Below are 24,144 nucleotides of genomic sequence, written 5' to 3' on the forward strand. Positions count from 1 at the left end.
CAAGATCATGAAGTCCGTCATCACCGGCATCATTGCCGCTGCGATCCTCGCCGCTGCCGCCGCCTTCGTGCTCGACACCCGCGTGCAGGAAAGCGTGGATGAGCGCTTCGCCACCACGGGGGTTCGCCTTTAGGCCAAAGAATAAATCGCTCCCGAGCGCCTTGTGGCGCCGAGGGCAGAGCCGCCCGGCCGCGCGCTTCCCCTGGGTGAGCCGCCGCGGTTGCGCCCAGGGGTGCGAAGCGCGAGACTGGGGCCAATCAATTCCTCGGAGGGTTTTCGCCAATGGACATCGTCATCGCATCCGCCGCGCGCACGCCGGTCGGCAGCTTCAACGGGGCCTTTGCCAGCCTCTCCGCCCATGCCCTGGGCCAGGTCGCGATCGAGGCCGCGCTGTCGCGCGCGGGCGTGGCCGCCGCCGATGTGGATGAGGTGATCCTGGGCCAGATCCTGTCCGCTGGCGCGGGGCAGAACCCGGCGCGCCAGGCCGCCGTCAATGCCGGCATCCCGGCCTCGGCCACCGCTTTCGGCATCAATCAGCTCTGCGGCTCCGGCCTGCGGGCCGTCGCACTCGCCGCCCAGCAGATTTCCAGCGGAGACGCGACCATCGTCGTTGCCGGCGGGCAGGAGAGCATGACCCAGGCGCCGCATTGCGCGCAGATGCGCTCGGGCACGAAGATGGGCAGCCTGGAACTCGTGGACACCATGCTGCGCGACGGGCTGATGGACGCTTTCCATGGCTACCACATGGGCAACACGGCCGAGAATGTGGCCCAGAAATACCAGCTCACCCGGCAGGAGCAGGATGAATTCGCCGCCAACAGCCAGCGCAAGGCGGGAGAGGCGATGGCCGCCGGCCGCTTCAAGGCGGAGATCGCGCCCGTCACCGTGAAGGGCCGCAAGGGCGACACCATCGTCACCGAGGATGAATATCCCAAGCCCGAAACCACCGCCGAGGTGCTGGCCAAGCTGCGCCCCGCTTTCAACAAGGAAGGCACCGTCACGGCGGGCAATGCCTCGGGCATCAATGACGGCGCGGCCGCCGTCGTGGTTATGTCGGCCGAGGAAGCGCGCCGCCGTGGCATCACGCCGCTGGCCCGCATCGTGAGCTGGGCGACGGCGGGTGTTGACCCCTCGATCATGGGCACGGGGCCGATCCCGGCCAGCCGCAAGGCCCTGGCCAAGGCCGGCTGGACGGTGGGCGACCTGGATCTGATCGAGGCGAATGAGGCCTTCGCCGCCCAGGCCTGCGCCGTGAACAAGGATCTCGGCTGGGACACCGACAAGGTGAATGTGAATGGCGGCGCCATCGCGCTCGGCCATCCCATCGGCGCCTCGGGCGCGCGCGTGCTGACCACGCTGCTCTACGAGATGCAGCGCCGCGATGCGAAGCGCGGCCTGGTGACCTTGTGCATCGGCGGCGGCATGGGTGTCGCCATGTGCCTGCAGCGGGACTGAGCGCAGCAGACTGGCTTGCGGGGGCGCCTTCATGGCGCCTCCCGCTGCTGGCCGTGTGATCCGCCGGTCAGCTCACCGCACGCAGGTCATTCAACAGCGGCTCGACCAGGGGCGACTGGCCGGCGGCGTCGCCAAAGAGGCACATTTCCGCGGTGCCGAGCGGCGGCAGGCCGTCCAGCTCCACCAGGCCATCGGGCAGCCCGGTGCGCCCCATCACGCTGAGGGCGAAGCCAGCCTGCGCGGCGGCGGCGATGCCCATCAGGCTGGGTGACGTGTAGACCACCTCATGCCCGATGCCGGCGCGGGCCAGGGCCGCCAGGGCGCGGTCACGGAACATGCAACCCTGCGGCAGCATGGCCAATGGCAGCGGCCTTTCGCGCGCCAGTTCAAAATCGGGGGCGGCGACCCAGACCACCGCTTCGGCGAAGATCACGCGGCCCTCCGTCTCGCCATCCCGCCGCTTGCCGAGGACGAGATCCAGTTCCTCCCGGCCCAAGGCCGCGCGGAGGTCATGGCTGCGGCCCACCTCCACCTCGATGCGGACATCCGGCCAGGTGCGGGTGAAGCGCGCCAGGGCCGGGGCCAGGTGGCGCGGCACGAAATGATCCGCGACGCCCAGGCGCAGCTTGCCCGCCATGGGCGGGGCGACAAAACGCCGCACCGCCTCCTCGTTCAAGGCCAGCATGCGGCGGGCATAGGCGAGCAGCGTCTCGCCCTCACGCGTCAGCGCCACCTGCTTGGCCCCGCGCGTGAAGACCGGCTTGCCCAGCAACTCTTCCAGCCGCTTGACCTTCAGGCTGATGGCCGACTGGGTGAGGCCCAGGGCCAGCCCGGCCGCAGTGAAGCCGCCGCGCTCGGCCACGGTGACGAAGCCGCGCAGCAGGTCGAGATCAAGATCGGGAATGCGCATGCGACGCTTATCGGCCGTGCCGCGCAGAAAAAAAAGGGCGGCCGAAGCCGCCCTTTTCAACCCGGCGCCGGAGCCCGGGAGGCCAACACGGCCTAGATATCCTCGTCGTAGCCACCGCCGGCATCATCATAGCTGCCCGTCGCGTCATCTTGGCTGCCATTATCATAGCCGGCCGAGGATGCGTCATTGCCGCCCCAACCGGAATTGGCCGCGGCCCCCGGATCGGTCCAGGCGGAGGAGGTCGGCACCGCTTCCTGGCCGAAAGCACCGCCGCCGGCCGAGGCCGCCGCGGCCGAACCACCACCCGTGAAGGCATTCATCAGCATATTGCCCAGCACGAGGCCGCCGGCCACGCCAGCCGCCGTCATCAGCGCCGTGCCCAGGAAGCCCGGGCCCTGGCGCTGCGGAATCATGCCGCCCGGCGGCTGCATGGGCTGCGGCCGCGGCGGCATGGGCGCGGGGCGGGAGCCGCCCAGCCCCAGGAAGCCCCGGCTATTGGCGGCCTGGGCCTGGCGGGTTTGTGCCTCCAGCTCCCATTCCAGCTCCTGGATGCGGTTCTGCGCGGCGACCAAGGCGTGTTCCTGCACGAAGGCGGTCTGCGTCAGGCGGAAGCGCGCCTCGGGGTATTTCGCGAAAAGCTCGGCGATGAAGGCATCGGCGGCGGGCTCGATCGGCGGCAGGTTGGGCGCGGGCTGCGCGGCCCCGGTCTGCGGAATACGGCTGCCCCAGGGGCTGCTGGACACGGCTGCGCCGGCCTGCTGCACGCCAGCGACTCGCATCACATACTCGGAAATGATCCGGCGTTCTTCGTCAGTCATGGTGTCCTTCCCTCCAGAAGGGGCGGTTCTGGCCGCCCTGGATGATCCGCGATGTGGCCCGGCGCGCTTCGCATTTCAAGAAGTTTAGCAAACCGTCATGTTTCGGGAATGCGGTCCGGCAGGCCAGCCGGCCCCCATTCGATGGCCGGGCAGCGATCCATCACCACCGTCACGCCGCGCGCGCGGGCCCGGGCGGCGGCGGCTTCGTCCATCACGCCCAATTGCAGCCAGACGCCGCGCGCCCCCAGCGCCACCGCCGCATCCATCACGGCGCCCGCCTCCTCGCTGCGGCGAAACACATCCACGAGATCCAGCGGCGCTGCCTCGGCCAGGCTGGCCACCACGCGCTGGCCCAGGATCTCCTGCCCCGCGAGGCCCGGATTGACGGGTATGACGTGGTAGCCACGGTCCAGCAGGAAGCGCATCACGCGGAAGGAGGCGCGGTCCGGCTTGCCGGAGGCGCCGACCAGCGCGATGCGGCGGGTGGTGAGCAGCAATTCTCGGATGTCCATGGGGCGAGCATAGCCGAGGCCTTGTTCGCGCGCAGCAGGGGCGCACTTAACAGGCATGTGGAATCCCTTTTCGCCCCGCCCTCCCGTCGTCGCGCTTGTGCGGCTGGAGGGCATCATCGCCGCCCGCACCGGACCCTTTGGCGGGCTGAATGCCGCCGGGCTTGAACCCATTCTGGCGCGCGCCTTCGGGCTGAAGCGCCTCGCCGCCGTGTTCCTCGCGATCAATTCGCCGGGCGGGTCGCCGGTGCAATCCTCGCTCATCGCCGGGCGCATCCGGCATTGGGCGGCCGAGAAAAAGGTGCCCGTCATCGCGATCTGCGAGGATGCGGCGGCTTCGGGCGGCTACTGGATCGCCTGTGCGGCGGATGAGATCATCGCCGACCCGGCCTCCGTGCTGGGCTCCATCGGCGTCATCTCCGCCGGCTTCGGCTTTCCGGAGGCGCTGGGGCGGCTGGGGATCGAGCGGCGGGTCCGCACGGCGGGCACTGACAAATCCAGCAATGACCCATTCCGGCCGCAGAACCCGGAGGATGTGGCGCGGCTGGATTCCCTGCTCGCGGAGCTGCATGTGGAGTTCAAGGATTGGGTGCGCGCACGCCGCGGCGCCCGGCTGAAGGCCAGCGAGGAGGAGCTGTTCAATGGCCGTTTCTGGATCGGCCGCCGCGCGCTGGAACTGGGGCTCTGTGACGGGCTGGGCGATGCCCAGGGCGAGGCGAGGAAGCGCTTCGGGGAAAAGGTGAAGCTCATTCCCATCGGCGCCCGCAAGCGGCGCTTTCCGATGAACCTGCTGCCGGGCGCCGTGGCCGCGCTGGAGGAAAGGGCGGCCTGGGCCCGGCTCGGATTATAGGCGCCGCGCCGATCCGGGGCAGAAGGCTTGCCAGCCGGCCGCATGGGTTGTCATCTCCAGCGACAGGAGTTCCAGCCGCGATGCCCGCCGCCGATCCAAGAGATGCCGCGCTACCCAATGACATCTCCCTGCCGGGCGCCTGACATGCGCGTCGCCGTGGCGAGCTTCGAATACGAGGGCAACAGCCTCTCTCTCCGTATCGAACGGCGCGAGGATTTTGCCCGCATCGGCATCTTCGAGGGCGCGGCATTGCTCCGCGCCATCGAGGGCAAGGACCTGGCGCTGACCGGCGGCGTCCACGCCCTGCGGGAAGCGGGCGCCGAGATCATCCCCATCTACGCCGCCAAGGGCGGGGCCGGGGGACATGTGGAGGATGGCTTCTTCGCCGAAGCCAGCGCGCGCATCGTGGACGGCATCGCCCAGGCGCTGCCGCTGGATGGCATCTACCTCGCCATGCATGGCGCCATGATCTGCGGCACGGAAAAGGACCCCGAGGGCGCGGTGCTGGAAGCGCTGCGCGCGCGGATCGGGCCGGCCATTCCCATCGCCATCAGCCTCGATCTGCATGCGCATGTGACGCCGCGCATGGTGGCCGCCGCGCAGATCATCGTCGGCTATGAGACCTATCCGCATGTGGATGCCTATCGCACCGGCGCCTGCGCGGCCGGGCTGCTGCTGCGCGCCCTGCGCGGCGAAATCCGCCCCGTCACCCGCATGCGCAAATACAACGCCATCGTCCCGGTGCTGGGTGGCGCCACGCTGGGCGATGCGCCGATGGCCCATGTGGCGGCCCATGCGCGGGCGCTGGAGGCCGAGGGCCGCGCGCTTTCTGTCAGCTATTTCCCGGTGCAGCCCTGGCTCGACATGGCCGATGTGGGCATCACCGGCCTCGCCGTGACCGATGCCGACCCGGCGGTGGCCGAGGCGGTGGCGCAGATCATCCTCGATGAGATGTGGCAGCGCCGGCGCGATTTCGAGCTTCCCGCCATGACCCCGGCCGAGGCCGTGCAGGCGGCCATGGCCATGCCGGGCCGCGTGCTGCTGGTGGATGCGCCGGATGCCATTGGCGGCGGTGCCTCGGGCGATGGCCCGGCGTTGCTGGCCGCCATCCTGGCGCATGCGCCGGAGGCCGATTCCGCGCTGTGCCTGGTTGACCCGCAGGCGGCGGCGCGCGCCTTCGAACTCGGCCTGGGGGCAGAGGCGGAATTCGCCATCGGCGCCTGGCAGGACCGGCGCTGGTTCCAGCCTGTGCGCCTGACGGCGCGGGTGGAACGTCTCTGTGAGGGCAGCTTCACCTATGTGGGTGGGCCGGTTTCGGGCGGTACAGGGCGGCTGGGCCGTACCGCTGTTCTGCGCGTGGGGGGATTGCGGCTGCTGGTCGCGAGCCACGCCGTCTATGAGCATATGGACGAGCATTACGCCGCCTGCGGCGTGGACATCACCGGCTGCAAGCTCGTCTCCTTCAAGAACCTGATGAATTACCGCAAGCTGCTGGGCCCCGGTGTCAGCTTCATCGCGCTGCACGGGCCGGGGGCCACGCCGCTGCGCCTGCAGGATGTGGCCTGGGAACAGCGCCGCCGCCCCTTCTGGCCCGCCGATGACATGGCCACGCCCACGCGATTGGACTGAACCGCCCGCCACCCCATCCAGGATGCCCGAACATGCTCCAGCGCCGAACCCTCCTCGCCACGGCCACGGCACCCCTGCTGTCTGGGCCCCTGCTGTCCGGACCGGCGCTGGCGCAGAACCGCACACGGTTGTTGCGTTATGTGCCCAGCACCAACCTTTCCATCCTCGATCCCGTCTTCACGCCGGCCGCCGTCACCATCGGGCATGGCTATTGCGTCTTCGACACGCTCTACGGGATGGATGCGCAAATGCGGCCGCAGCCGCAGATGGCCGAGGGCCACAGCGTCTCGGCCGATGGGCTGACCTGGCGGATCACGCTGCGCCCGGGCCTGCGCTTCCATGATGGCGAGCCGGTGCGCGCGCGCGATTGCGCCGAGAGCCTGAACCGCTGGTCCAAGCGCGACGCCTTCGGCCAGGCGCTGGGTGCTGCCACCGAAAGCTTCGGCTTCGCGGATGACCGCACCATCGTCATCAAGCTGACGCGGCGCTTCAACCGGCTGCTGGAGGCGATCGGCAAGTCGCATTCCTCGCCGGCCTTCATCATGCCCGAGCGCCTGGCCCGCACCAGCCCGACCACGCAGATCACGGAGATGGTCGGCTCCGGCCCGCTGCGCTTCGTGCGCGGCGAATACGTCTCGGGCTCGCGCATGGTCTATGAGCGCTTCGCCGATTACGCGCCGCGCGCCGAGGCGCCCTCCTGGACGGCGGGCGGCAAGGTGATGAATTTCGACCGCGTCGAATGGCACGTCCTGCCTGACCCCGCGACCGCGACGGCCGCCATCCAGGCGGGGGAGGTGGATTGGCTGGGCTCCGTCCTGCCGGACCTGGCCGCCGCACTCGCCGCGCATCGCCGGGTGAGCCTGTTCCGGGGCGATCCCTATGGCCTCGTCTCGATGCTGCGCTTCAACCACGCAACGGCGCCCTTCGACAACCTGGCCCTGCGCCAGGCGGTGATGCGGGCGGTGGACCAGCGGCCCTTCATCCAGGCGATCACGGCCAAGCCGGAGGATGGCCGCCTTTGCCGCGCCATGTTCCCCTGCGGCATGCCGGGCGTCAGTGAGATCGGCCAATCGGTGATCGGCTCGCTCGATGTGGCGGCGGCGCGGCAGGCGGTGATCGCGGCCGGCTACAAGGGGGAGCGGGTGGTGATCCTCAACCCGACCGACATCCCCTCGATCAGTGCGCATGGCCTGCTGGTCGCGGATCTGCTGCGCCGCATCGGCATGAATGTGGATTTGCAGGATCTGGATTGGGGCACGGTGGTGCAGCGCCGCATCTCGAAAAACCCGGTCGAGCGAGGCGGCTGGAGCATCGCCTGCACCAATTGGCCGGCCATCTCGGTGGATAATCCCGCCACCAACACCACCACGCGGGGCATCGGCGATGCCGGCTGGTGGGGCTGGTTCAACGATCCGCGCACCGAGGAACTCACCCAGGCCTGGCTGAACGCGGACACGCCCGAGGCCACCAACGCCGCCTTCCTGGAAGCGCAGCGGCGCGCGCTGGAAATGGTGCCCATCATCCCGCTCGGCCAGACCTTCCAGGACAGCGCCATCCGCAACGACCTGCAGGGCGCGCTGAACGGCTCGGTGCATGTGTTCTGGAATGTGCGGCGGGGGTAGGCGGGCCGCTCAGCCGCCCACCTGCCGCAGCCAGTCGGTCAGGTTGTAATAGTTCGTGACGCGCGCGATCCGCCCCGCGCGCAGCTCGAAAAACGCGCCGACCGGAAGGGTATAGGCCTGTCCATGCGCCGGCGGCAGACCTTCATCGGCCACGAGGTAGGTGCCATGGATGGTGAACTCCGCGGCGCCGCGCGTGCCATCGGCGCTGACCATCACCACCAGATCGGCCACGCGCTCGCGATAGCAGCGCTCCATCCGCTGGAGGAAGGCGGCGAAGGCCGGGCGGCCGATCTCGCGCCCGCCCTGGTTGATGTCATGCGCCACGTCTTCGGTCAGGCAATCCAGCATGGCGGGCCAATCCGCCGCATTGAAGGCGGCGTAGTAGCGCCGCAGCAAGGCATCGCTCATGGCTCAGCCACCGATGCGCGGCGCCGGGGCTCGCCGCCCTCCACCGATCGGGGGCTCATGCGCTCAGCAGGGCCGGCATGCGGGCGCCGATCACCGCCAGCACCGCCGCCGCCGCCCCCGCCTGGCAGGGTTCGATCACGGGCAGGCCGCTGGCTTCCATGGTGACGCCCACATGCCCTGCCATGCCAGCGCAGCCCAGGATGATGACCTCGGCCCCTTGATCGGCCAATTGCCGCGCCGCCGCCGCGATCCGCCCCTGGGGGGCAATGGGGTCGGTCAGAACATGCATGGGCAGGTCGAGCGGAATCCAGCCGGCCATGCGGTCTGTCACACCCATGGAATCGAGGGCGCGGCGTTGGCGCGGCAGGGATTTCTGGGTGAAGCCGATGATGCCGAAGCGCTCCGCCCGGGTGAGTGCGGCAGCCACCGCGCAGCGGAACATGCCCAGCACCGGCTTGTTGGTCACGCCGCGCACCGCCTCCAGCCCCGGATCGCTGACGCAGCCGATGACGTAGGCTTCCGCCGCCTCAGCTTCCACGCGGCGGCACAGCGGCTCGGCCACGCCGAACCAGTCCCGCCAGGTGACGATGGCGGGCGGGCCCTCATCCAGCTGGGTCACCTCGATGCGCGGAATGCCCGGCCCGGCGAAGGAGGCGACAGCCTCGCGGATCCCCTCCGTGCAGGAGCGGCTGGAGTTCGGATTGATGATGAGGATGCGGCCATGCATGGGATGAGCATGGCAGGAACCGGTTTTTCTTGCCACACTCCACCATTCAGTCCATTTGTGCAGTGCAACATGCCCGATACCGCCCCACCCACCCTCTGGCAGCCGGACCGCTCGGTCCCGGACGCGCCGCAAGACCTGCCGCCGCTGCGCGTGTCGCTGTGGCGCGGCGCGCGCAACCGATGCCCGGTTTGCGGCGAGGGGCGCGTGTTTCGCGGCTATCTGCGCGTGGTGGCCGAATGCGAACATTGCCACGCCCCGCTCGGCAAGCTGCGGGCGGATGACGCCCCGCCCTATTTCACCATCTTCCTGGTGGGGCATCTGCTGCTGCCGCCGGTACTCTGGATCGAGCGGCACTATTCGCCGGAGATGTGGATCCAGATGGCGGTCTGGGTGCCGACCTTCGCCATCGTCACCACGCTGCTGCTCCGCCCCGTCAAGGGCGCGACCGTGGGGCTGATGAGCCGCTTCGGCTTCGGCAACGAGACCACGGGCTGAGCCGTGCCCGACCGCCACCTGATCCGCATCGAACTGCCCGAAGCACCACCGCCGCCCTCGGCCTATGCCGAGGCGGATCGCCGCCAGGCGATCGAGGATCTGCTGCGCGGCAACCGCTTCGCGCCCGAGGGCCTGGGCCCCGGCCCCTTCGCACTGCATCTGATCGTGCGGGAGGGTCGGCTGATCCTGGATATCCGGGACCAGGATGACGGGCCGCTGCGCGCCATCATCCTCGTGCTCGGCCCCTTCCGGCGGCTGATCAAGGACTACCTGATGCTGGTGGAAAACCACGAGCAGGCCGTCACCTCGGGCGCCATGGATGCGCGCGTGCAGGCGATTGATATGGGCCGGCGCGGCCTGCACAATGAGGCGGCGGAATTGCTGACCACACGCCTCGAAGGCCGCATCGCGGTGGATTTCGAAACGGCGCGGCGCCTGTTCACGCTGATCGCGGCGCTGCACCAGCGGGTGTGAGACGGGCGCGGCTTGACGTGCCCCGCGGGCCGCAGCAGGAGAAGCGGCCCGGAACCAGGAGCTTCCCATGAAGATTGACGGCCTATCCTATCGCAGCGTCTGGCTCGACGCCGATGGCTGGTCCGTCCGCATCTTCGACCAGACCAAACTGCCCTGGGCCGTGGAGCAGATCCGCCTGACCACATGGGAAGAGGCCGCCCACGCCATCCGGTCCATGCAGGTGCGCGGCGCACCGCTGATCGGTGCGGTCGCCGCCTATGGCGTGGCGCTGGCCATGCGGACGGCGCCCGGGACGCTGGATGCTGTTCTGGAAGCGCTGAACGAAACCCGCCCCACCGCCATCAACCTGCGCTGGGCGCTGGATCGCCAGCGCGCCCGCTTGCACAACCTGCCCGCCGAGCTGCGCGCCGCAGCCGCCTATGCCGAGGCGCTGCACATCGCCGATGACGATGCCGAGACCTGCCGCCGCATCGGCGAGAACGGGCTGCCGTTGCTGCAGGAGATCGCGGCGAGGAAGGGCCGCGTGAATGTGCTGACGCATTGCAACGCCGGCTGGCTGGCCACGGTGGATTGGGGCACGGCCCTCGCGCCCATCTACATGGCGCATGATGCGGGCCTCGATGTGCATGTCTGGGTGGATGAAACCCGCCCGCGCAACCAGGGCGCCGCCCTGACCGCCTTCGAGCTGGGCGCGCATGGGGTGAAGCATACGGTGATCGCCGATAATGCGGGCGGCCATTACATGCAGCATGGCCAGGTGGATATCGTCATCGTCGGCACGGATCGCGTGACGCGCACCGGCGATGTGGCGAACAAGATCGGCACCTATCTCAAGGCGTTGGCCGCGCGGGACAATGGCGTGCCCTTCTGGGTGGCGCTGCCACATTCCACGCTGGACATGCGCGTGCGCGATGGTGTGGCGGAGATCCCCATCGAGGAACGCGGCGGTGCCGAGGTAACGGAAATGACGGGCCGCACGGCGGATGGCCGGATCGAGACGGTGCGCGTGGTGGCCGCCGGCAGCCCCGCCGCCAACCCGGCCTTTGACGTGACGCCGGCGCGGCTGGTAACCGGCCTGATCACCGAGCGTGGTCGCACGGCTGCGAATGAAGCGGCTCTGCTCGGAATGTATCCGGAGAAGGCCTGAGGGCGCCTCAACAAGGTGGGCCGTGGCGCGCCATAGCCCCGTTCGTCTTCAGTGCGACGCCTTGCGCCGTGTTTCAACGCCCCAGACGGTCAGCTCAGCGGCCGGCGCACATCCCGCCCGCGCTCCAGCCCGAACAGCCCGGCCACCAGCATCACGCCGCCCATGGCGGCCGCCATGGCGGCGAAGCCGGGCGCCACGCGTCCCGGCGCCAGCCCATCGGTCAACATCACGCCCACCACACCCAGAATGAGCGTGAGGCCGAAGAGGACGAGAGTGAGGCCGAGGCGTTGCATGGTGATGATCTCCTGAACCAAGCTTTGCCGCGGTCTTCAGGCGGCAAGAGGGACGAAGGGAGGCAATTTCAAGGCAGTTTTGCCCAGGGCGCAGGCAAGTTGCGTCGCGCCGCAAAGCGGTGGAACATTCTGTCGCCGAATTTGAATCATGAGGTTCTCCATGCGCCGCCTTCTCCTGGCCGCGGCTCTCGCCGCCGCTGCTGCCACGCCTGCTTTCGCCCAGGCCCCCGCCGCCCAGCCGCCGCTGCGTTGTGCCGTGGACGGCACCTTCGCGCCGCACGCCTTCCCCTCGCTGCAAGGCGGCGTGCAGGGCTTCCAGATTGACCTGTTTCGCGAGGTCGCGCGCCGCATGGGGCGTGAGATCGTGATCGATAGCGCCTCCTTCTCCGGGCTGATCCCCGCGATGAATGCCGGGCGCTACGACTTCCTCTGCGCGCCCACGACCGTGACGCCAGAGCGCGCGGCCAGCCTGCTCTTCACCGAAGGTTATCTCTGGACGGAGTTGCAATTCGGCATCCGCCGCGGCACGCCGCCCATCCGCTCGGAAGAGGATCTGCGCGGCAAGACGATCAGCGTGAACAAAGGCACCCCCTATGAGCAATGGGTGACGCGCAATGCCGAGCGGCTGAACCTGACGCTGCTCGCCTTCGACACGCAGCCCGATGCGGTGCAGGCCGTGATCCAGGGCCGCGCCTATGCCAATCTCTCGGGCAATACGGTGGTGCGCTACTCGGCGTCCCGTACCCAGCAATATGTCGCCGATTTCGTGCTGCCCGGCACGCGGCTGCATTGGGGCACGCCCTTCCGCCAGGATAGCGGCGCGCTGCGCAACCAGGTGGAGGATGTGCTGACCTGCATGAAGCGCGATGGCTTCATCGCCCGCCTCAGCGAGCGCTGGTTCGGCAACCGCCCTGGTCCCGACCAGGCCGAGGTGATGGAATTCCCGGGCTATGGCCCGCCCGGCCTGCCCGGCCATGACGCGACGCCGCAGAATCCTCGCTGCAACTGAGGCGGTGATCTCCCCGCGATGCGAAACATGGATTGGCCGGCTGCGCATCGCGGGCAGGGGTGAATGAACGGCTGGGATCGCTTCGCCGACAGCTTCCTGAACGCGCGGGTCGCCGCGCAATACGCGCCAAAGATCATCGAGGGTCTTTGGCTGACCCTGGCCCTGGCCGGCTGCATCATCGTGACCGGCGTGCTGGTTGGGCTGGTGCTGGCGGTGATCCGCGCCCTGGGCGTACGTCCGGTGAACTGGCTGATCATCTTCGCGGTGGATCTCTTTCGCGCACTGCCGCCGCTGGTCATCATCGTGTTGCTGTATTTCGGGCTGCCGGCGGCGGGCATTTCCATGTCCGGCTTCGTGGCCGCCTGGCTGGCCCTCTCGCTTGTGCTCATGGCCTTCGCGGAGGAGATTTTCTGGGCCGGCATCACCGCCATCCCGACGGGCCAGTGGGAGGCCTCACGCAGCCTCGGCCTCGGCTTCCTCGTGACCTTTGGGCTGGTCGTGCTGCCCCAGGCGGTGCGCATGGTGATCCCGCCCCTGGTCAATCGCACCATCGCCATCACCAAGGGCACCGCGCTGGCATCCGTCGTCGCCGTGCCGGAGATCCTGGGCGCGGCCCAGGCCGGCGTCTCCTTCTCCTTCAACCCGACGCCGCTGACCCTGGGGGCGGTGGCCTATCTCATCCTGTTCCTGCCGGTGGTCATCGCCGGGCGCTGGGTCGAGCAGCACTACCGGGCGAGGCGCTAGGGCCATGCGACCGCTCAACCATCCACCTCTCCGCATGCCGCGCCCGGCCCGCCCATGAACGACTTCATCGACGCCTTCTTCAATATCCCGATCCTGCTGGAAGCCTGGCCCATCCTCTTGGATGGGCTGGGGCAGACGCTGCTGCTCTCGGCCGTCGTCGTGCCGCTCGGCTTGGTGGGCGGGTTGATCCTGGCCATCCTTTCCACCGTGAAGAACCCCTGGGTGCGCTGGCCGCTGATGGCCTGGGTGGATGTGTTCCGCGCATTGCCGCCGCTCGTGCTGCTCGTCTTCGTCTATGCGGGCCTGCCCTTCGCGGGGCTGGAGGTGAGCGCCTTTGCCGCCGTCGCCATCGGCTTCTTCCTGAACACCGGCGCCTATTACGGCGAGATCCTGCGCGCCGGCATCGCCAGCGTGCCGCCTGGCCAATCGGAGGCCGCGCGCTCGATGGGGTTGGGGCGCTGGCAGACCATGCGCCTCGTTGTGCTGCCTCAGGCGGTGCGCAATGTGCTGCCTGATCTGATTTCCAATACGCTGGAGGTGGTGAAGCTCACCTCCATCGCCGCCGTGGTGGCCATGCCGGAATTGCTGTTCCAGGCGCGGCAGGCGCAAAGCGTCACCTTCAACGCGACCCCCATCATGGCCGCGGCCGTCGCCTACTTCATCCTGCTCTGGCCAGTGGTGCGGCTGCTCTCGAAGCTGGAGAACAAGCAACTCGCGCGGCGTGCGTGACGTGGGGCTTGCAAGGACAGGTTTTTCGTCCTTCCCTTCCATGGCATTGCCCGCGACGGAACGCCCCAAACCGGGAATCCGCAAAACGGGAAGCAGGGAGAGAAGATCATGACAATCCGACGCCAACTCCTCGGCATGGCCGCGCTGCTGATGGCGGGGCCGGCCTTCGCCCAGGCGCCAGCACCAGCCCCCGTTCCCGGCTGGGCCATTGGCCGCCCCGAGGGCTCGACCCTCGCGCCGCACGCCCCGCGCCTGACGGTGACGCCGCTCGACCAGGTGCCGGTTGCGGCGATCCGGCTGCCGCAGGGCTTCCAGGCGGAGGTCTTCGCCCATGGCATCCCGGGCGTGCGCGCCATCGCCGAGGGGCCGAATGGGACGCTCTTCGCCGGCACGCGCGGCATTGGTCGCGTCTATGCCATCACCCGCAATCCGGACGGCACCACGCGCACGCGCGTCTTCGCCCAGGGCCTCGCCCAGCCGAGCGGCCTCGTGATGATCGGCAACAGCCTTTACATCTTCGCCGTCAACCGCGTGCTGCGCTATGACAATGTCGAGGCCAATCTGGACAGCCCGCCGACGCCGGTGGACATGACCGCAGCCTTCGGCCTGCCGACCGAGCAGGAGCATGGCGGCAACCATCACTGGAAATTCGTGGAACTGGGCCCTGACGGCCGCATCTACACAAATGTCGGCGCGCCCTGCAATGTGTGCGAGTTCGACCGCGACAAGTTCGCTCTGCTCGTCTCGTTCCGCCCCGATGGCAGTGACCGCCGCATCGAGGCACGCGGCGTGCGCAACAGCGTGGGCATGGCGCATCATCCGGTGACGCGCGAACTCTGGGCCAGCAACCACGCGCGCGACTGGATTGGCGATGACAACCCTCAGGACTCGCTGCTGCGCGTCCGCCGCTCCGGCGAGGATTACGGCTTCCCCTTCTGCCTCGGCACCTGGGCTGATCCGCAGCACAATAGCGGCCGCGCCTGCAGCGAATTTGCGCAGCCCGCGGCCCTGCTCGGCCCGCACACCGCGGTGCTCGGCATGCGCTTCTACACCGGCACCATGTTCCCCGAGCAGTATCGCAACCAGATCTTCATCGCCCGCCGCGGCTCCTGGAACCGCTCGCGTCTCTCAGGCTATGACGTGGTCGTGGCGCATCTCGATGCCCAGGGTAATGTGGCCCGCGTCGAGGAATTCCTGACCGGCCTGCGCGACGATGCCAATCAGCGCTTCCTCGACCGCCCGGCCGAGGTGCATGTGCTGCGCGATGGCTCGATGCTGGTCTCCGGCGAGCAGATGGGTGCGATCTATCGCATCACCTATCGCCGGTGATTCTGGTTCGACTGCTGGCGGCGGCCCTTCTGGCCGCCGCCATTCCCACAGCGGGTTTTGCGCAGGATGCACGGCGCGGCGCCGAACTCGCCGCCCCCTGCGCGCAATGCCATGGCGCCAATGGCCGCAGCCAGACGGAAAACATCCCATCACTCGCCGGCCAGCCCGCGGATTTCATCACGATCCAGATGATCCTGCTGCGCGAGGGCCTGCGCAACGCGCCGGTGATGAGCCCCTTCGCCGCCAATCTGCCCGATCGCGACATCGAGGACCTGGCCGCCTATTTCGCAACATTGCCGCCTGGCCCGCCGGAGGATCGCCGCCCGCGTGACCCGGCGCTTGTCGCCGCCGGCCAGGCGCTGACCGGACCGCGCCACTGCGCCACCTGCCATGTCTCGGACTATGGCGGCCGCAACCAGATCCCGCGCGTTGCGGCACAGCGCGAGGAATACCTGGTGCACGCCATGACGCAGTACCGGGATGGAAATCGCGCGGGGCCGGACACCCAGATGAACGGGGCCGTGATGGGCTTGTCCAACGCGGAGATCGCCGCATTGGCGCATTACCTCGCGCAGCGGGATTGAACGGAGCCCTGCCGGCGCGCAAGCGCGCCGCGCCCGCGAGGGATCAGCCGGAGAAGGCCCTCAGGCCAGCCAGGCCTTCAGCCGCGCCGGGGCCTGGGCCATCGCCGCTTCATCGCCGCAATAGCTGAAGCGCAGGTAGCCGGCACCGCGCCCACGGTCGAAATCCATTCCTGGCGTGGCGGCGATTCCCGCCCCCTCCAGCATCCGGGCCGCGAAATCCACACTGTCGTTGGTCAGATGCGAGACATCGCACCACAGATAGAAGGCCCCATCCGCCGCCGCGATGCGGTCCAGCCCGGCATCCGGCAATTGGGCCAGCAGCAGCGCCCGGCTGCGGGCATAGGCGGCCTTCTTCGCTTCCAGCTCCGCCACGCAATCCATTGCTGCCCGCGCCGCCACCTGCGCCACATGCGGGGCGGAGATGAACATGTTCTGCGCCAGGCATTCCACCGGCCGCACCAGATCTTCCGGCAGGACCAGCCAGCCGATGCGCCAGCCGGTCATGCACCAGTATTTGCTGAAGCTGTTGACGATCACCGCGCTCTCCGAAAAGGCGGCCGCGCTGCTCTCCGCGACGCTGCCCCAGGACAGGCCATGATAGATCTCATCCGAAATCAGCCGAACACCACGCGCATGGCACCAGCGCGCGATGGCCGCGAGATCCTCTGGCGCCAGCATGGTGCCGGCCGGATTGCAGGGGCTGGCGATGACCAGCCCATCCGGCAGTGGATCCAGCCGCTCCAGCATCGCGAGGCTGGGCTGGAACCGCGTCTCAGGGCCGCATTCCAGCAGCACCGGCTGCATGCCCAGTGCGGTCAGGATATTGGCGTAGGGCGGATAGAAGGGCGCTGCCATCGCCACCCGGTCACCCCGGTCAAACGCCGCCAGGAAGGCCAGCGGAAAGGCGCCGGATGCGCCCACCGTCACGGCGATGCGCGCCGGTGGCACCACCAGCCCGTAATGCTCCAGATAATGCCGCGCGATGCGCTCGCGCAGGCTGGGCAGGCCGAACGCCTCGGTATAGCCGAGCGGAGCGCCGGAACGCAGCGCCGCCACGGCCGCATCCACGGCCCCCTGGGGTGCGGCCGTGCCGGGCTGGCCGACCTCCATGCGCAGGATGCCTGGCGCACCCGGCGGCAGGCTGGCCGCGCGCGCATTGGCGGCCGCGATCACGTCCATCACCAGGAAGGGCGGCGCCTCGGCGCCCCGGCCGACCTTGAGGCTCACCGATCCGTGGCGCCCAGCGCCACGCCCGCCCCGCGCGGATCGGAGAGAGTGGTGCATAGCGACGGCCAGCCAGGCAGATAACGCGGGCACATGCCGATCTGCGATCGGCCCGGCTCGGGTACGATCTGGACCGCCGCCTCGGCATTGGCGTCGCGCAGCATCTGCGCCGCCACCGGGCCGGCCACCGCCATCGCCGCCGATTCCTGCCCGGAGCCGGCAACCGCCATGCGGAAGGCGCGCAGATTGGGGCTCCAGCCAATCGCCGCGGAGAGCAGCGGCGGCTCCACCCGGCCAACCCCTGGCGCGGCCGCCATCAGGAAGCCCATGCCGGGCGCAATGCGGCCCGTGCCGAAAAGATTGTTCATGGTAAAGGCGCAGGTCACCGCATTGCCGTCCCGGTCATAGACCATGAGGCCGGCGCTGGCAGGCAGGTTGCCGGGCATGCCGCCCGCGAGATCGGTCGCGGTCAGCAGCGCCTGCGGGTCCCCCCCGCGCAGCCGGCTGGCCGAGGCCACGGCCATGGCCCGCGCCTGCGCCTGCTCCAGCGTCTGGCCCGATTGCAGCGCCTGGAAGGCGGCGGCAGCGGCCAGGCCGCCATCAGCCGGGGGCGGCAGGAAGGCGATCCGGTCACCGGCCCGGCCATCCACGAAAATGGGGCGGATCACCTGCGGCAGCGCGGCGCGCAATTCGGCCACGGTGATGGTGCCTGCGCCAATCTGACCCGAAGCCTCCTCAAGCCGCCGCGCCAGGCCGCCCAGATGCATATCACCCACGCCCGAGACACGGAGGGCGGTCAGCGTCCCGCCCAGCGCCGGATTCTGGAAGCGGTCCCCGACCTGGATCGCGCGGCCATCGGGCCCGGCAAATACGGCGCGGACCTGCGGATCGGCAAAGAGCGGCGTCTGCACGGCGATCAGGTCGGCATGCAAAGCGCGCGACATCGGTGTGCCGAAGCGGGCCAGCTGCTCCGCCGGAGAGATCAGCTCCTCGAAGGGCCGGCCGCGCGGCATTCTGGCCTGCACGGCGAAAAGCCCGCGCGCCATGAGGGGGACGGCGGCCGGGCGGTCCGCATGGGGCGGGATGCCGCCGCGCGGACCAGGCAGGAACACCAGCGCTTCCGGGTCGTTCCGGCGCGCATCATAGAGCAGGCAGGCGCCGCCGCCGCCCAGGCCGACGCGTGACGGCAACGTCACCGTCAGGGCAAAGGCTGCCGCCACCGCCGCATCGGCCGCATTGCCGCCAGCCGAGAGCACGTCCCGCGCGATGGCCGCGGCCACCGGCTCCTCGATGGCGACACCACCCAGGAAGCCGCGCACGAAGCCCGGCGTGCCCGAGGGCGTGGAGGTGCCGAACAGCGACGAGGTCGCATTGCGCGTCGCCTCGCAGGCGGTCAGCGTCAGGCCGGCCAGCAGAAGGGCCAGGAGGCGGGTAGGGCGCCTCAGGGGGGCAAACTGGGCGTGTTCGGCCCGCGCGTTCATGTTCATGCGGATGACGATCTGTCCCTCAGCGGCCGGAGGTCCGGCGGGTTATTTGGGGATTAGACGCCTTCGCCCCCCCAAGCAACTTTGCCGGCGGGTCCTGACGCCCGCCCCGCGACGACTGCGCCAGAATGGGCTAACCTGATCTCGCGATTTGAGGCCGAAACGGCAGAGGCAGGATGATGAAACGACGTGGTCTGGTGGCGCTGGCCGCCCTGTTGCCGGGGGCGGCCTTCGCCCAGGCGCTCTCCGCCGAGCAGCGGGCCGAGGTGCTGCAAATCCTGCGGGACGCCCTGCGCCAGGACCCCAGCATCCTGCGTGAGGCCATGGGCAGCCTGGAACTGGCCGAGCAGGCCGAGCGCGCCGGCGCCCAGGCGCGTGCCATTGCCCTGCGCGCCGACGCACTGTTCCGTGACCCGAATGACGCGGTAAAGGGTAACCCGCAGGGCGCCGTGACCATCGTCGAATTCTTCGATGCGCGCTGCGGCTACTGCAAACAATTGGCTCCCACCATGGAGCAGCTCCTGCAGCGCGAGCGCGATGTGCGTGTGGTCATGAAGGATCTGCCGATCCTGGGGCCGAATTCGGTGCTCGCCGCGCGCGCCCTGATCGCGGCACAGCGCCAGAACCAGTACAGCGCGCTCTACGACGCGCTGATGCGCCTGCGTGAGGAACCGACCGAACCGGTGCTCCGCCGCGAAGCCGAGCGGCTGCGCCTCGACTGGGCACGGTTGCGGCGTGACATGGAAGACCCCGCCACCCTGGCGCGCATCGAGCGCAATGTGGATCTGGCGCGCGCGCTCGATATCCAGGGCACGCCCGCGCTGATCAGCGGGACCACGCTGCTGCCTGGCGCGGTGGACCTCGCCACGCTGCAGCGGTTGACGGCGGCGCAACGGGGATAGGGTAGCGGGGGGCGCTGCCTGTCAGGCTCGCCCGCCGGTATCGCGGCGTCCGGCATTTCCGATGCATGGGGTCAGCGGGCTGAATCAGGGAGGAATACGATGCTCCACGGCTATCAATCCGGTTTCGGCAATGGCTTCGAGACGGAAGCCCTGCCCGGCGCCCTGCCCATCGGCCGCAATTCGCCGCAACGCTGCGCCTATGGGCTTTACGCCGAGCAGTTATCCGGCTCGCCCTTCACCGCGCCGCGCGCCAGCAATGAGCGGTCCTGGCTGTATCGCATTCGGCCCACCGTCGCGAACTGGGGTCGCTTCACGCCGAGTGACACGCGGCATTGGCGCACCGCGCCCTGCGCCGAGGTGGAGATGGCCCCTGCCCCGCTGCGCTGGGACCCGATTCCGCTGCCCACGCAAAGCCTCTCGCTGATCGAGGGCATTCACACCATCACCACGGCGGGCGATGCCGGCGCCATGGCGGGAATGGGCGCGCATATCTACCTCGCCACCCGATCCATGGTGGATGAGGTGTTCTACAACGCGGATGGGGAGATGCTCTTCGTCCCGCAGCAGGGCGCACTGCGCCTGGTTACGGAATTCGGCGTGATCGGAATCGAGCCGGGTGAGGTGGCCGTGATCCCGCGCGGGGTGAAATTCCGGGCGGAGCTGCCGGATGGCGCGGCGCGCGGCTATCTCTGCGAGAATTACGGCGGCGCGCTCACATTGCCCGAGCGCGGGCCGATCGGTGCCAATTGCCTGGCCAATCCGCGCGATTTCCTGACACCCGTTGCGGCCTATGAGGATCGCGATGCGCCCACCAAGCTCATGGTGAAATGGGGCGGCAGCCTCTGGACGACCGAGATCGCGCATTCGCCGCTCGATGTCGTGGCGTGGCACGGCAATTACGCGCCCTACAAATACGATCTGCGGCGCTATTCGCCCGTCGGGCCCATCCTGTTCGATCATGCCGATCCCAGCATCTTCACCGTGCTGACCGCCCCCTCCGAGACACCGGGCACCGCCAATATTGATTTCGTGATCTTCCCGGAGCGCTGGCTGGTGGCGGAAAATACCTTCCGGCCGCCCTGGTATCACATGAATGTGATGAGCGAGTTCATGGGCCTCATCTACGGCGTCTATGATGCCAAGACGGGCGGCGGCTTCGCACCCGGCGGCTTCTCGCTGCACAACACCATGCTGCCGCACGGCCCGGATATGGCGGCCTTCGAAGGCGCCAGCCAGGCTGACCTCAAGCCGCACAAGCTGATCGGCACGTTGGCCTTCATGTTCGAAACGCGCTTCCCGCAGCGGGTGACGGCCTATGCGGCGGGTGTCGCGCAATTGCAGCAGGACTATCCGGATTACGGCGCCGCGCTGCGGCGGCATTTCGATCCCACGCGGCCCTGAATGGCCCGGCGATGCGGGCAGCGGAGAAGCCGGCTTGAGGGGCGTCCGTTGAAACGGAAGCGGTTGAACGGATGAAGCTGCTCGAAAATCAACGGGCTAGATACTGTTTCGTTTGCGCTTGCGAGCGAAGCAACATCTAACGCGAGCGGATATTCCGCATGTCCTCAATCACGCGCGGCCGCTCCGCGTCAACGAGAGGCTCAATGGGTTGTCCCTCGGCCACAGCCTGTATCAGGCGTGCGGCAAGTTCAGCTGCCCGAGGGTGCCAATGCGAGTCATCCGCCGCCCAATACCAGTCGAAATCCATGCCGAAAATGAATTCGCGTGTTGGCGGAAAATCAATGATCCGGATGCCCTCGGTGCGCAGCAAGGCCGCTGCGGGCGCCAGCAGGCGGTCGCTGGAGGGTTGGAGATAGAAGATCAGTTCCGTCCCCTCGGCACGAACAGCCGCGGCCAAGGCGCGCATGAGAGTAGCGAACCGACACAGGATCTGGCGTGTGGCTGGATCGATCGTCTCCAGGAGCGCCGCGGGACAGTCAGACATCACGGAGGGCGCCGTGACGTTGGGGTGGCGCGCCGTGCCATGCCAGCGCCAGGCTGTCCCGCCCTCGGTGCCAGGCGCTCCCACATTGCGAAACTCGCTATGGCGGGCCGCGACAGGTGGCGGCGGAAGGTCCGTCATGCCACTGCGGGCACGGAGGAAATTGGCGAGCGCGCGGCGCTCCATGATTTCGTCCAGCACCCAGGCCTGGGCCCGCATGCTCTCCGGCGCAATCCAGCTGATCGCTCCCGCCAGCAGGCGCAGATACCAGGGCGGCGCGGGCTCTATGGCCCAGACCCGGCCCGATACGTCGTAGAGTGCCAGCCCGCCATCATCGTAGAAATGCCCGGCGATTCCACCCACCACCAGGAACCGGGGCGGATTTGCGCGGAAGGTCGGCTGGTAGAAATAGCGCTGGATCGAATTCGGCGCCGCGGCGTTATAGGCCCTGCATCCCGAGAGCCGCTGCAGCGCCGAGGCGAGCGTTTCGGGCTGGTCAAAGCTGGAACCCACGATGTTGGAATCACCCAGGGTCACGAAGCAAGGGCGCTCCTGCGAGGGGTAAGGTTCGGCGTTGCGGTATCCCAGATTGTCGGTCTGCCAGAGGGTGACGCGGGGCTGAACCAGTGTGGCGTAGCGAAACCGGTCACCATATTCCGTCTGACGGAGCGTTGCGTGCGGGAAGAAAGGCGCATCACGGTTGGCCCCGTTGCGGGTCATCAACGCCTCCCATTGCCGGAAGGTGAAGCTGTTGACCGGCAGCACGGCAAGATCGAGCAGCAGCATGAACAGGATGGGGCCAAAAAGCAGCGCCACCTTCAGGATTGGTGCGAGGCGGGTCTTCATCGCTGTGGCCTACCTACGATGTCGCTACGACCGATTTCCAGCATCGCGCCCGCCCCCAGACCGGAGCCGGGCCAGATCCGCAGCTGGGTGGCGATTCCGCCGGGCTGCAGTTGCCAGCCAACCGTCTGCCGATAGGCGTCAATTTGCTGGCGGGGCGGCAGCCGCGGCAATGCCTCGGCCAGTGCACGCTCCAGCGCGGGTTGCTGGTGTGGCGCCCAAAGATAAGACCCCAGCCCGAAGGCAACCTCCAGCCGCACCCGCGTCACCCGGCCCGCGCCATCGCGCCGAATGCGAAAGGCCGCCTGGTCCGCCCGTTCTCCCGGTGGAGGCGTGACGAAGCCAACGCCAAACTCCACGACCTGGTCCAGAAAGCGACGTGATCGAGCATCAATCCACAACTCGCCATTCGCCTCGGTGCGGGCAGCGACGCCCGCCAGCGCACGCTCCGGCACAGGCTGTCCGACGCAAATCTCAAACAGACAGGGATTTGCCGATTGCGTCACGCCGCCTGGACCAAACACGAGCCTTCCGATGAGGATACCCAGACAGAGCGTAGCCCCCAGCAGCAGCAGCAGTTGGGGCATCCGGCGGGGCAGCATTTCAGAACTGGAAGTAGATGAACTGCTGCGCATTATTCCAGTTCCCGAAGAAGACGATCGCCAGGGCCGCCAAGGCATAGACGATCCAGCGCGGCCATGCGCGCCGCAACAACGCCTTGCCGTTGTCGCCCGTGACTTCCGCCGCCAGGTCAATCAACAGGAGCACGGCAACGAACAATCCGATCCAGGCGAAAGAATCCCGCTGGAACAGCCCGATCCCCGTCAAGGGTTGCGAAGGGATAAAGGCGGCACTCGCTGCCTCGACGACCGCCCAGGCCTCGTTGAAGCCGGGCGCGCGGAAGAAAATCCAGGCAAAGCAGACGATATGAAAAGTGATGAGCACTGCCACGACGCGCAGCGACCGCCGAGCGAAGGCCGAGAGGCGCAAGCCCGCAAGACCCAACCGCCGCGCCGTGCCAGCCAGCAGTTGCTCCGTCATGTAGATGGCGCCATGGATGCCGCCCCAGATCAGGAAGTTGACCGAAGCGCCATGCCATAGGCCCGACAGCAGAAATACGGCTGAAATATTGAACATCCAACGTTGTGTAGAGACCCGGCTGCCGCCGAGCGGCTTGAACAAATAATCCCGGAACCAGCTGGAGAGGGAGATATGCCAGCGGGTCCAAAACTCCCTGATCGAGGCGGCAAAGTACGGGCGCCGGAAATTCTCCATCAGCTCGATGCCCATCAACCGAGAGACCCCGCGGGCAATATCTGTATAGCCAGAGAAATCGCAGTAGATCTGGATCGCGAAGCAATAGACGCCGAGCAGCGCCGCAAGGCCGCTATGCCCGGAAGGATCAGCAAAAACGTGGTCAGCAAAAACGCCGATATTGTCGGCAACTACCAATTTTTTGAAAAATCCAAGCAATATAAGGCGGCAGCCGGCCGAAAGCATGGCAGGATCAGGCGATGCCGGGTTGTTGCTGGCGAAGGTCCGGCGGATTTCAGGCAGCAAATGCGTCGATCGCTCGATCGGGCCGGCGACAAGCTGTGGAAAATACGCCTTGTACAGCGCGAGGACAGCCAGATTGCGCTCTGCACCCTTATCGCCGCGGTACACATCCACGACGTACGAAATCGCCTGGAAGACAAAAAAGGAGATGCCGATCGGGAGCAGGATGCCAAGAGGTGTAATCCGGCCAGGCAGACCGGCAGCAGTCAACCCTTGATCAAGCAATGAAATGGCGAAGTCTGTATATTTGAAATACCCGAGAAGCCCAAGTAGCAGGGCAACGCAGGCACCCATATAAAGCTTGCGGCGGCCTGGATCCACCGCAATGGCAAGGCCAGCCCCATAGCTGGCAAGGATCACAACGATCAGGAGCCAAAGGTAACTTGGGTTTTGATAGCCGAAGAAAAAAAAGCTCGCCGCGAGAACGTAGTAAAGCCGCAGGCTCTGCGGCATGACTACG

At 68.0% G+C, this 24,144-nt stretch carries 26 protein-coding genes; 15 read left to right on the forward strand and 11 right to left on the reverse strand.

What is annotated here, in order from left to right; all coding sequences use genetic code 11:
* Positions 1-7 precede the first annotated feature (7 nt).
* Positions 8-133, forward strand: a complete 126-nt coding sequence (locus LHU95_RS23410) for a hypothetical protein (protein WP_283094275.1) — start codon at positions 8-10, stop codon at positions 131-133.
* A gap of 149 nt (positions 134-282) precedes the next feature.
* The gene (locus LHU95_RS21640; protein WP_248709022.1) at positions 283-1,455 is read left to right on the forward strand and encodes an acetyl-CoA C-acetyltransferase; all 1,173 of its coding nucleotides are present in this window, start codon (positions 283-285) and stop codon (positions 1,453-1,455) included.
* A gap of 67 nt (positions 1,456-1,522) precedes the next feature.
* Here LHU95_RS21640 and LHU95_RS21645 read toward each other — a convergent pair whose 3' ends face one another.
* From LHU95_RS21645 to LHU95_RS21655, 3 genes are all read right to left on the reverse strand, one after another.
* Positions 1,523-2,365: a LysR substrate-binding domain-containing protein gene (locus LHU95_RS21645; RefSeq protein ID WP_248709023.1), complete on the reverse strand. Its 843-nt coding sequence runs from the start codon at positions 2,363-2,365 to the stop codon at positions 1,523-1,525.
* 92 nt (positions 2,366-2,457) lie between these two features.
* A complete protein-coding gene (locus tag LHU95_RS21650) occupies positions 2,458-3,183 on the reverse strand; it encodes a DUF2076 family protein (protein ID WP_248709024.1) in 726 nt (241 codons plus the stop codon).
* Positions 3,184-3,278: 95 nt separating this feature from the next.
* The gene (locus tag LHU95_RS21655; protein WP_248709025.1) at positions 3,279-3,695 is read right to left on the reverse strand and encodes a CoA-binding protein; all 417 of its coding nucleotides are present in this window, start codon (positions 3,693-3,695) and stop codon (positions 3,279-3,281) included.
* Between the two features lie 55 nt (positions 3,696-3,750).
* On the opposite strand from LHU95_RS21655, the gene LHU95_RS21660 reads away from it, so the two are divergent.
* The 3 genes from LHU95_RS21660 to LHU95_RS21670 all read left to right on the forward strand — a co-directional run bounded on the left by LHU95_RS21660 (position 3,751) and on the right by LHU95_RS21670 (position 7,793).
* A complete protein-coding gene (locus LHU95_RS21660) occupies positions 3,751-4,542 on the forward strand; it encodes a S49 family peptidase (protein ID WP_248709026.1) in 792 nt (263 codons plus the stop codon).
* Between the two features lie 144 nt (positions 4,543-4,686).
* Positions 4,687-6,171, forward strand: a complete 1,485-nt coding sequence (locus LHU95_RS21665) for a M81 family metallopeptidase (RefSeq protein WP_248709027.1) — start codon at positions 4,687-4,689, stop codon at positions 6,169-6,171.
* A 32-nt stretch (positions 6,172-6,203) separates the two neighbouring features.
* Entirely contained in the window at positions 6,204-7,793 is a 1,590-nt protein-coding gene (locus LHU95_RS21670) for an ABC transporter substrate-binding protein (protein WP_248709028.1), read from the forward strand.
* Positions 7,794-7,802: 9 nt separating this feature from the next.
* Here LHU95_RS21670 and LHU95_RS21675 read toward each other — a convergent pair whose 3' ends face one another.
* Together LHU95_RS21675 and LHU95_RS21680 are read right to left on the reverse strand one after the other, a co-directional pair.
* A complete protein-coding gene (locus tag LHU95_RS21675) occupies positions 7,803-8,201 on the reverse strand; it encodes a ketosteroid isomerase-related protein (RefSeq protein ID WP_248709029.1) in 399 nt (132 codons plus the stop codon).
* A 55-nt stretch (positions 8,202-8,256) separates the two neighbouring features.
* The gene (locus tag LHU95_RS21680; protein WP_248709030.1) at positions 8,257-8,928 is read right to left on the reverse strand and encodes an aspartate/glutamate racemase family protein; all 672 of its coding nucleotides are present in this window, start codon (positions 8,926-8,928) and stop codon (positions 8,257-8,259) included.
* Between the two features lie 69 nt (positions 8,929-8,997).
* On the opposite strand from LHU95_RS21680, the gene LHU95_RS21685 reads away from it, so the two are divergent.
* The 3 genes from LHU95_RS21685 to mtnA all read left to right on the forward strand — a co-directional run bounded on the left by LHU95_RS21685 (position 8,998) and on the right by mtnA (position 11,044).
* Positions 8,998-9,423 carry a DUF983 domain-containing protein gene (locus tag LHU95_RS21685; protein ID WP_248709031.1) on the forward strand — a complete coding sequence of 142 codons (426 nt, stop codon included), beginning with the start codon at positions 8,998-9,000 and terminating at the stop codon, positions 9,421-9,423.
* Between the two features lie 18 nt (positions 9,424-9,441).
* Positions 9,442-9,897, forward strand: a complete 456-nt coding sequence (locus tag LHU95_RS21690) for a UPF0262 family protein (RefSeq protein WP_248711601.1) — start codon at positions 9,442-9,444, stop codon at positions 9,895-9,897.
* A gap of 67 nt (positions 9,898-9,964) precedes the next feature.
* A complete protein-coding gene (gene mtnA / locus LHU95_RS21695; RefSeq protein WP_248709032.1) occupies positions 9,965-11,044 on the forward strand; it encodes an S-methyl-5-thioribose-1-phosphate isomerase in 1,080 nt (359 codons plus the stop codon).
* Between the two features lie 89 nt (positions 11,045-11,133).
* Here mtnA and LHU95_RS21700 read toward each other — a convergent pair whose 3' ends face one another.
* A complete protein-coding gene (locus tag LHU95_RS21700) occupies positions 11,134-11,337 on the reverse strand; it encodes a hypothetical protein (RefSeq protein WP_248709033.1) in 204 nt (67 codons plus the stop codon).
* Between the two features lie 160 nt (positions 11,338-11,497).
* Between LHU95_RS21700 and LHU95_RS21705 the strand changes: the two genes are divergently transcribed.
* The 5 genes from LHU95_RS21705 (at position 11,498) to LHU95_RS21725 (ending at position 15,732) form a co-directional block, all read left to right on the forward strand.
* Positions 11,498-12,346, forward strand: a complete 849-nt coding sequence (locus LHU95_RS21705) for a transporter substrate-binding domain-containing protein (RefSeq protein WP_248709034.1) — start codon at positions 11,498-11,500, stop codon at positions 12,344-12,346.
* Positions 12,347-12,409: 63 nt separating this feature from the next.
* A complete protein-coding gene (locus LHU95_RS21710) occupies positions 12,410-13,090 on the forward strand; it encodes an amino acid ABC transporter permease (protein ID WP_248709035.1) in 681 nt (226 codons plus the stop codon).
* A 54-nt stretch (positions 13,091-13,144) separates the two neighbouring features.
* On the forward strand, positions 13,145-13,819 hold the full coding sequence (locus LHU95_RS21715; RefSeq protein WP_248709036.1) for an amino acid ABC transporter permease: 675 nt from the start codon (positions 13,145-13,147) through the stop codon (positions 13,817-13,819).
* 108 nt (positions 13,820-13,927) lie between these two features.
* Positions 13,928-15,148 carry a PQQ-dependent sugar dehydrogenase gene (locus tag LHU95_RS21720; RefSeq protein ID WP_248709037.1) on the forward strand — a complete coding sequence of 407 codons (1,221 nt, stop codon included), beginning with the start codon at positions 13,928-13,930 and terminating at the stop codon, positions 15,146-15,148.
* Positions 15,145-15,732, forward strand: coding sequence for a c-type cytochrome (locus tag LHU95_RS21725; protein WP_248709038.1), 588 nt, complete (start codon positions 15,145-15,147; stop codon positions 15,730-15,732). The genes LHU95_RS21720 and LHU95_RS21725 overlap by 4 nt, the downstream gene beginning before the upstream one ends.
* Before the next feature lie 60 nt (positions 15,733-15,792).
* On the opposite strand, the gene LHU95_RS21730 is transcribed toward LHU95_RS21725, so the two are convergent.
* Together LHU95_RS21730 and LHU95_RS21735 are read right to left on the reverse strand one after the other, a co-directional pair.
* On the reverse strand, positions 15,793-16,959 hold the full coding sequence (locus LHU95_RS21730) for an aminotransferase class I/II-fold pyridoxal phosphate-dependent enzyme (protein ID WP_248709039.1): 1,167 nt from the start codon (positions 16,957-16,959) through the stop codon (positions 15,793-15,795).
* Entirely contained in the window at positions 16,956-18,443 is a 1,488-nt protein-coding gene (locus tag LHU95_RS21735; protein ID WP_248709040.1) for a gamma-glutamyltransferase, read from the reverse strand. Before LHU95_RS21735 ends, LHU95_RS21730 begins: the two co-directional genes overlap by 4 nt.
* A 176-nt stretch (positions 18,444-18,619) precedes the next feature.
* Here LHU95_RS21735 and LHU95_RS21740 point away from each other — a divergent pair, with 176 nt between their 5' ends.
* Positions 18,620-19,342, forward strand: a complete 723-nt coding sequence (locus LHU95_RS21740; protein WP_248709041.1) for a DsbA family protein — start codon at positions 18,620-18,622, stop codon at positions 19,340-19,342.
* Between the two features lie 99 nt (positions 19,343-19,441).
* On the forward strand, positions 19,442-20,743 hold the full coding sequence (gene hmgA, locus LHU95_RS21745; RefSeq protein ID WP_248709042.1) for a homogentisate 1,2-dioxygenase: 1,302 nt from the start codon (positions 19,442-19,444) through the stop codon (positions 20,741-20,743).
* 136 nt (positions 20,744-20,879) lie between these two features.
* Here the strand turns inward: hmgA and LHU95_RS21750 are convergent, their stop codons facing one another.
* Genes LHU95_RS21750 through LHU95_RS21760 form a run of 3 tightly spaced genes read right to left on the reverse strand, consistent with a single transcriptional unit; the run spans position 20,880 to position 24,137 of the window.
* The gene (locus tag LHU95_RS21750) at positions 20,880-22,070 is read right to left on the reverse strand and encodes a hypothetical protein (protein WP_248709043.1); all 1,191 of its coding nucleotides are present in this window, start codon (positions 22,068-22,070) and stop codon (positions 20,880-20,882) included.
* Positions 22,071-22,126: 56 nt separating this feature from the next.
* Positions 22,127-22,714: a hypothetical protein gene (locus tag LHU95_RS21755; RefSeq protein WP_248709044.1), complete on the reverse strand. Its 588-nt coding sequence runs from the start codon at positions 22,712-22,714 to the stop codon at positions 22,127-22,129.
* A 16-nt stretch (positions 22,715-22,730) separates the two neighbouring features.
* Positions 22,731-24,137 carry an MBOAT family O-acyltransferase gene (locus tag LHU95_RS21760; protein WP_248709045.1) on the reverse strand — a complete coding sequence of 469 codons (1,407 nt, stop codon included), beginning with the start codon at positions 24,135-24,137 and terminating at the stop codon, positions 22,731-22,733.
* Between the last annotated feature and the right edge of the window lie 7 nt (positions 24,138-24,144).

Origin of the sequence: Sediminicoccus sp. KRV36 (assembly GCF_023243115.1) — a bacterium.
Taxonomy (GTDB): Bacteria; Pseudomonadota; Alphaproteobacteria; order Acetobacterales; family Acetobacteraceae; genus Roseococcus.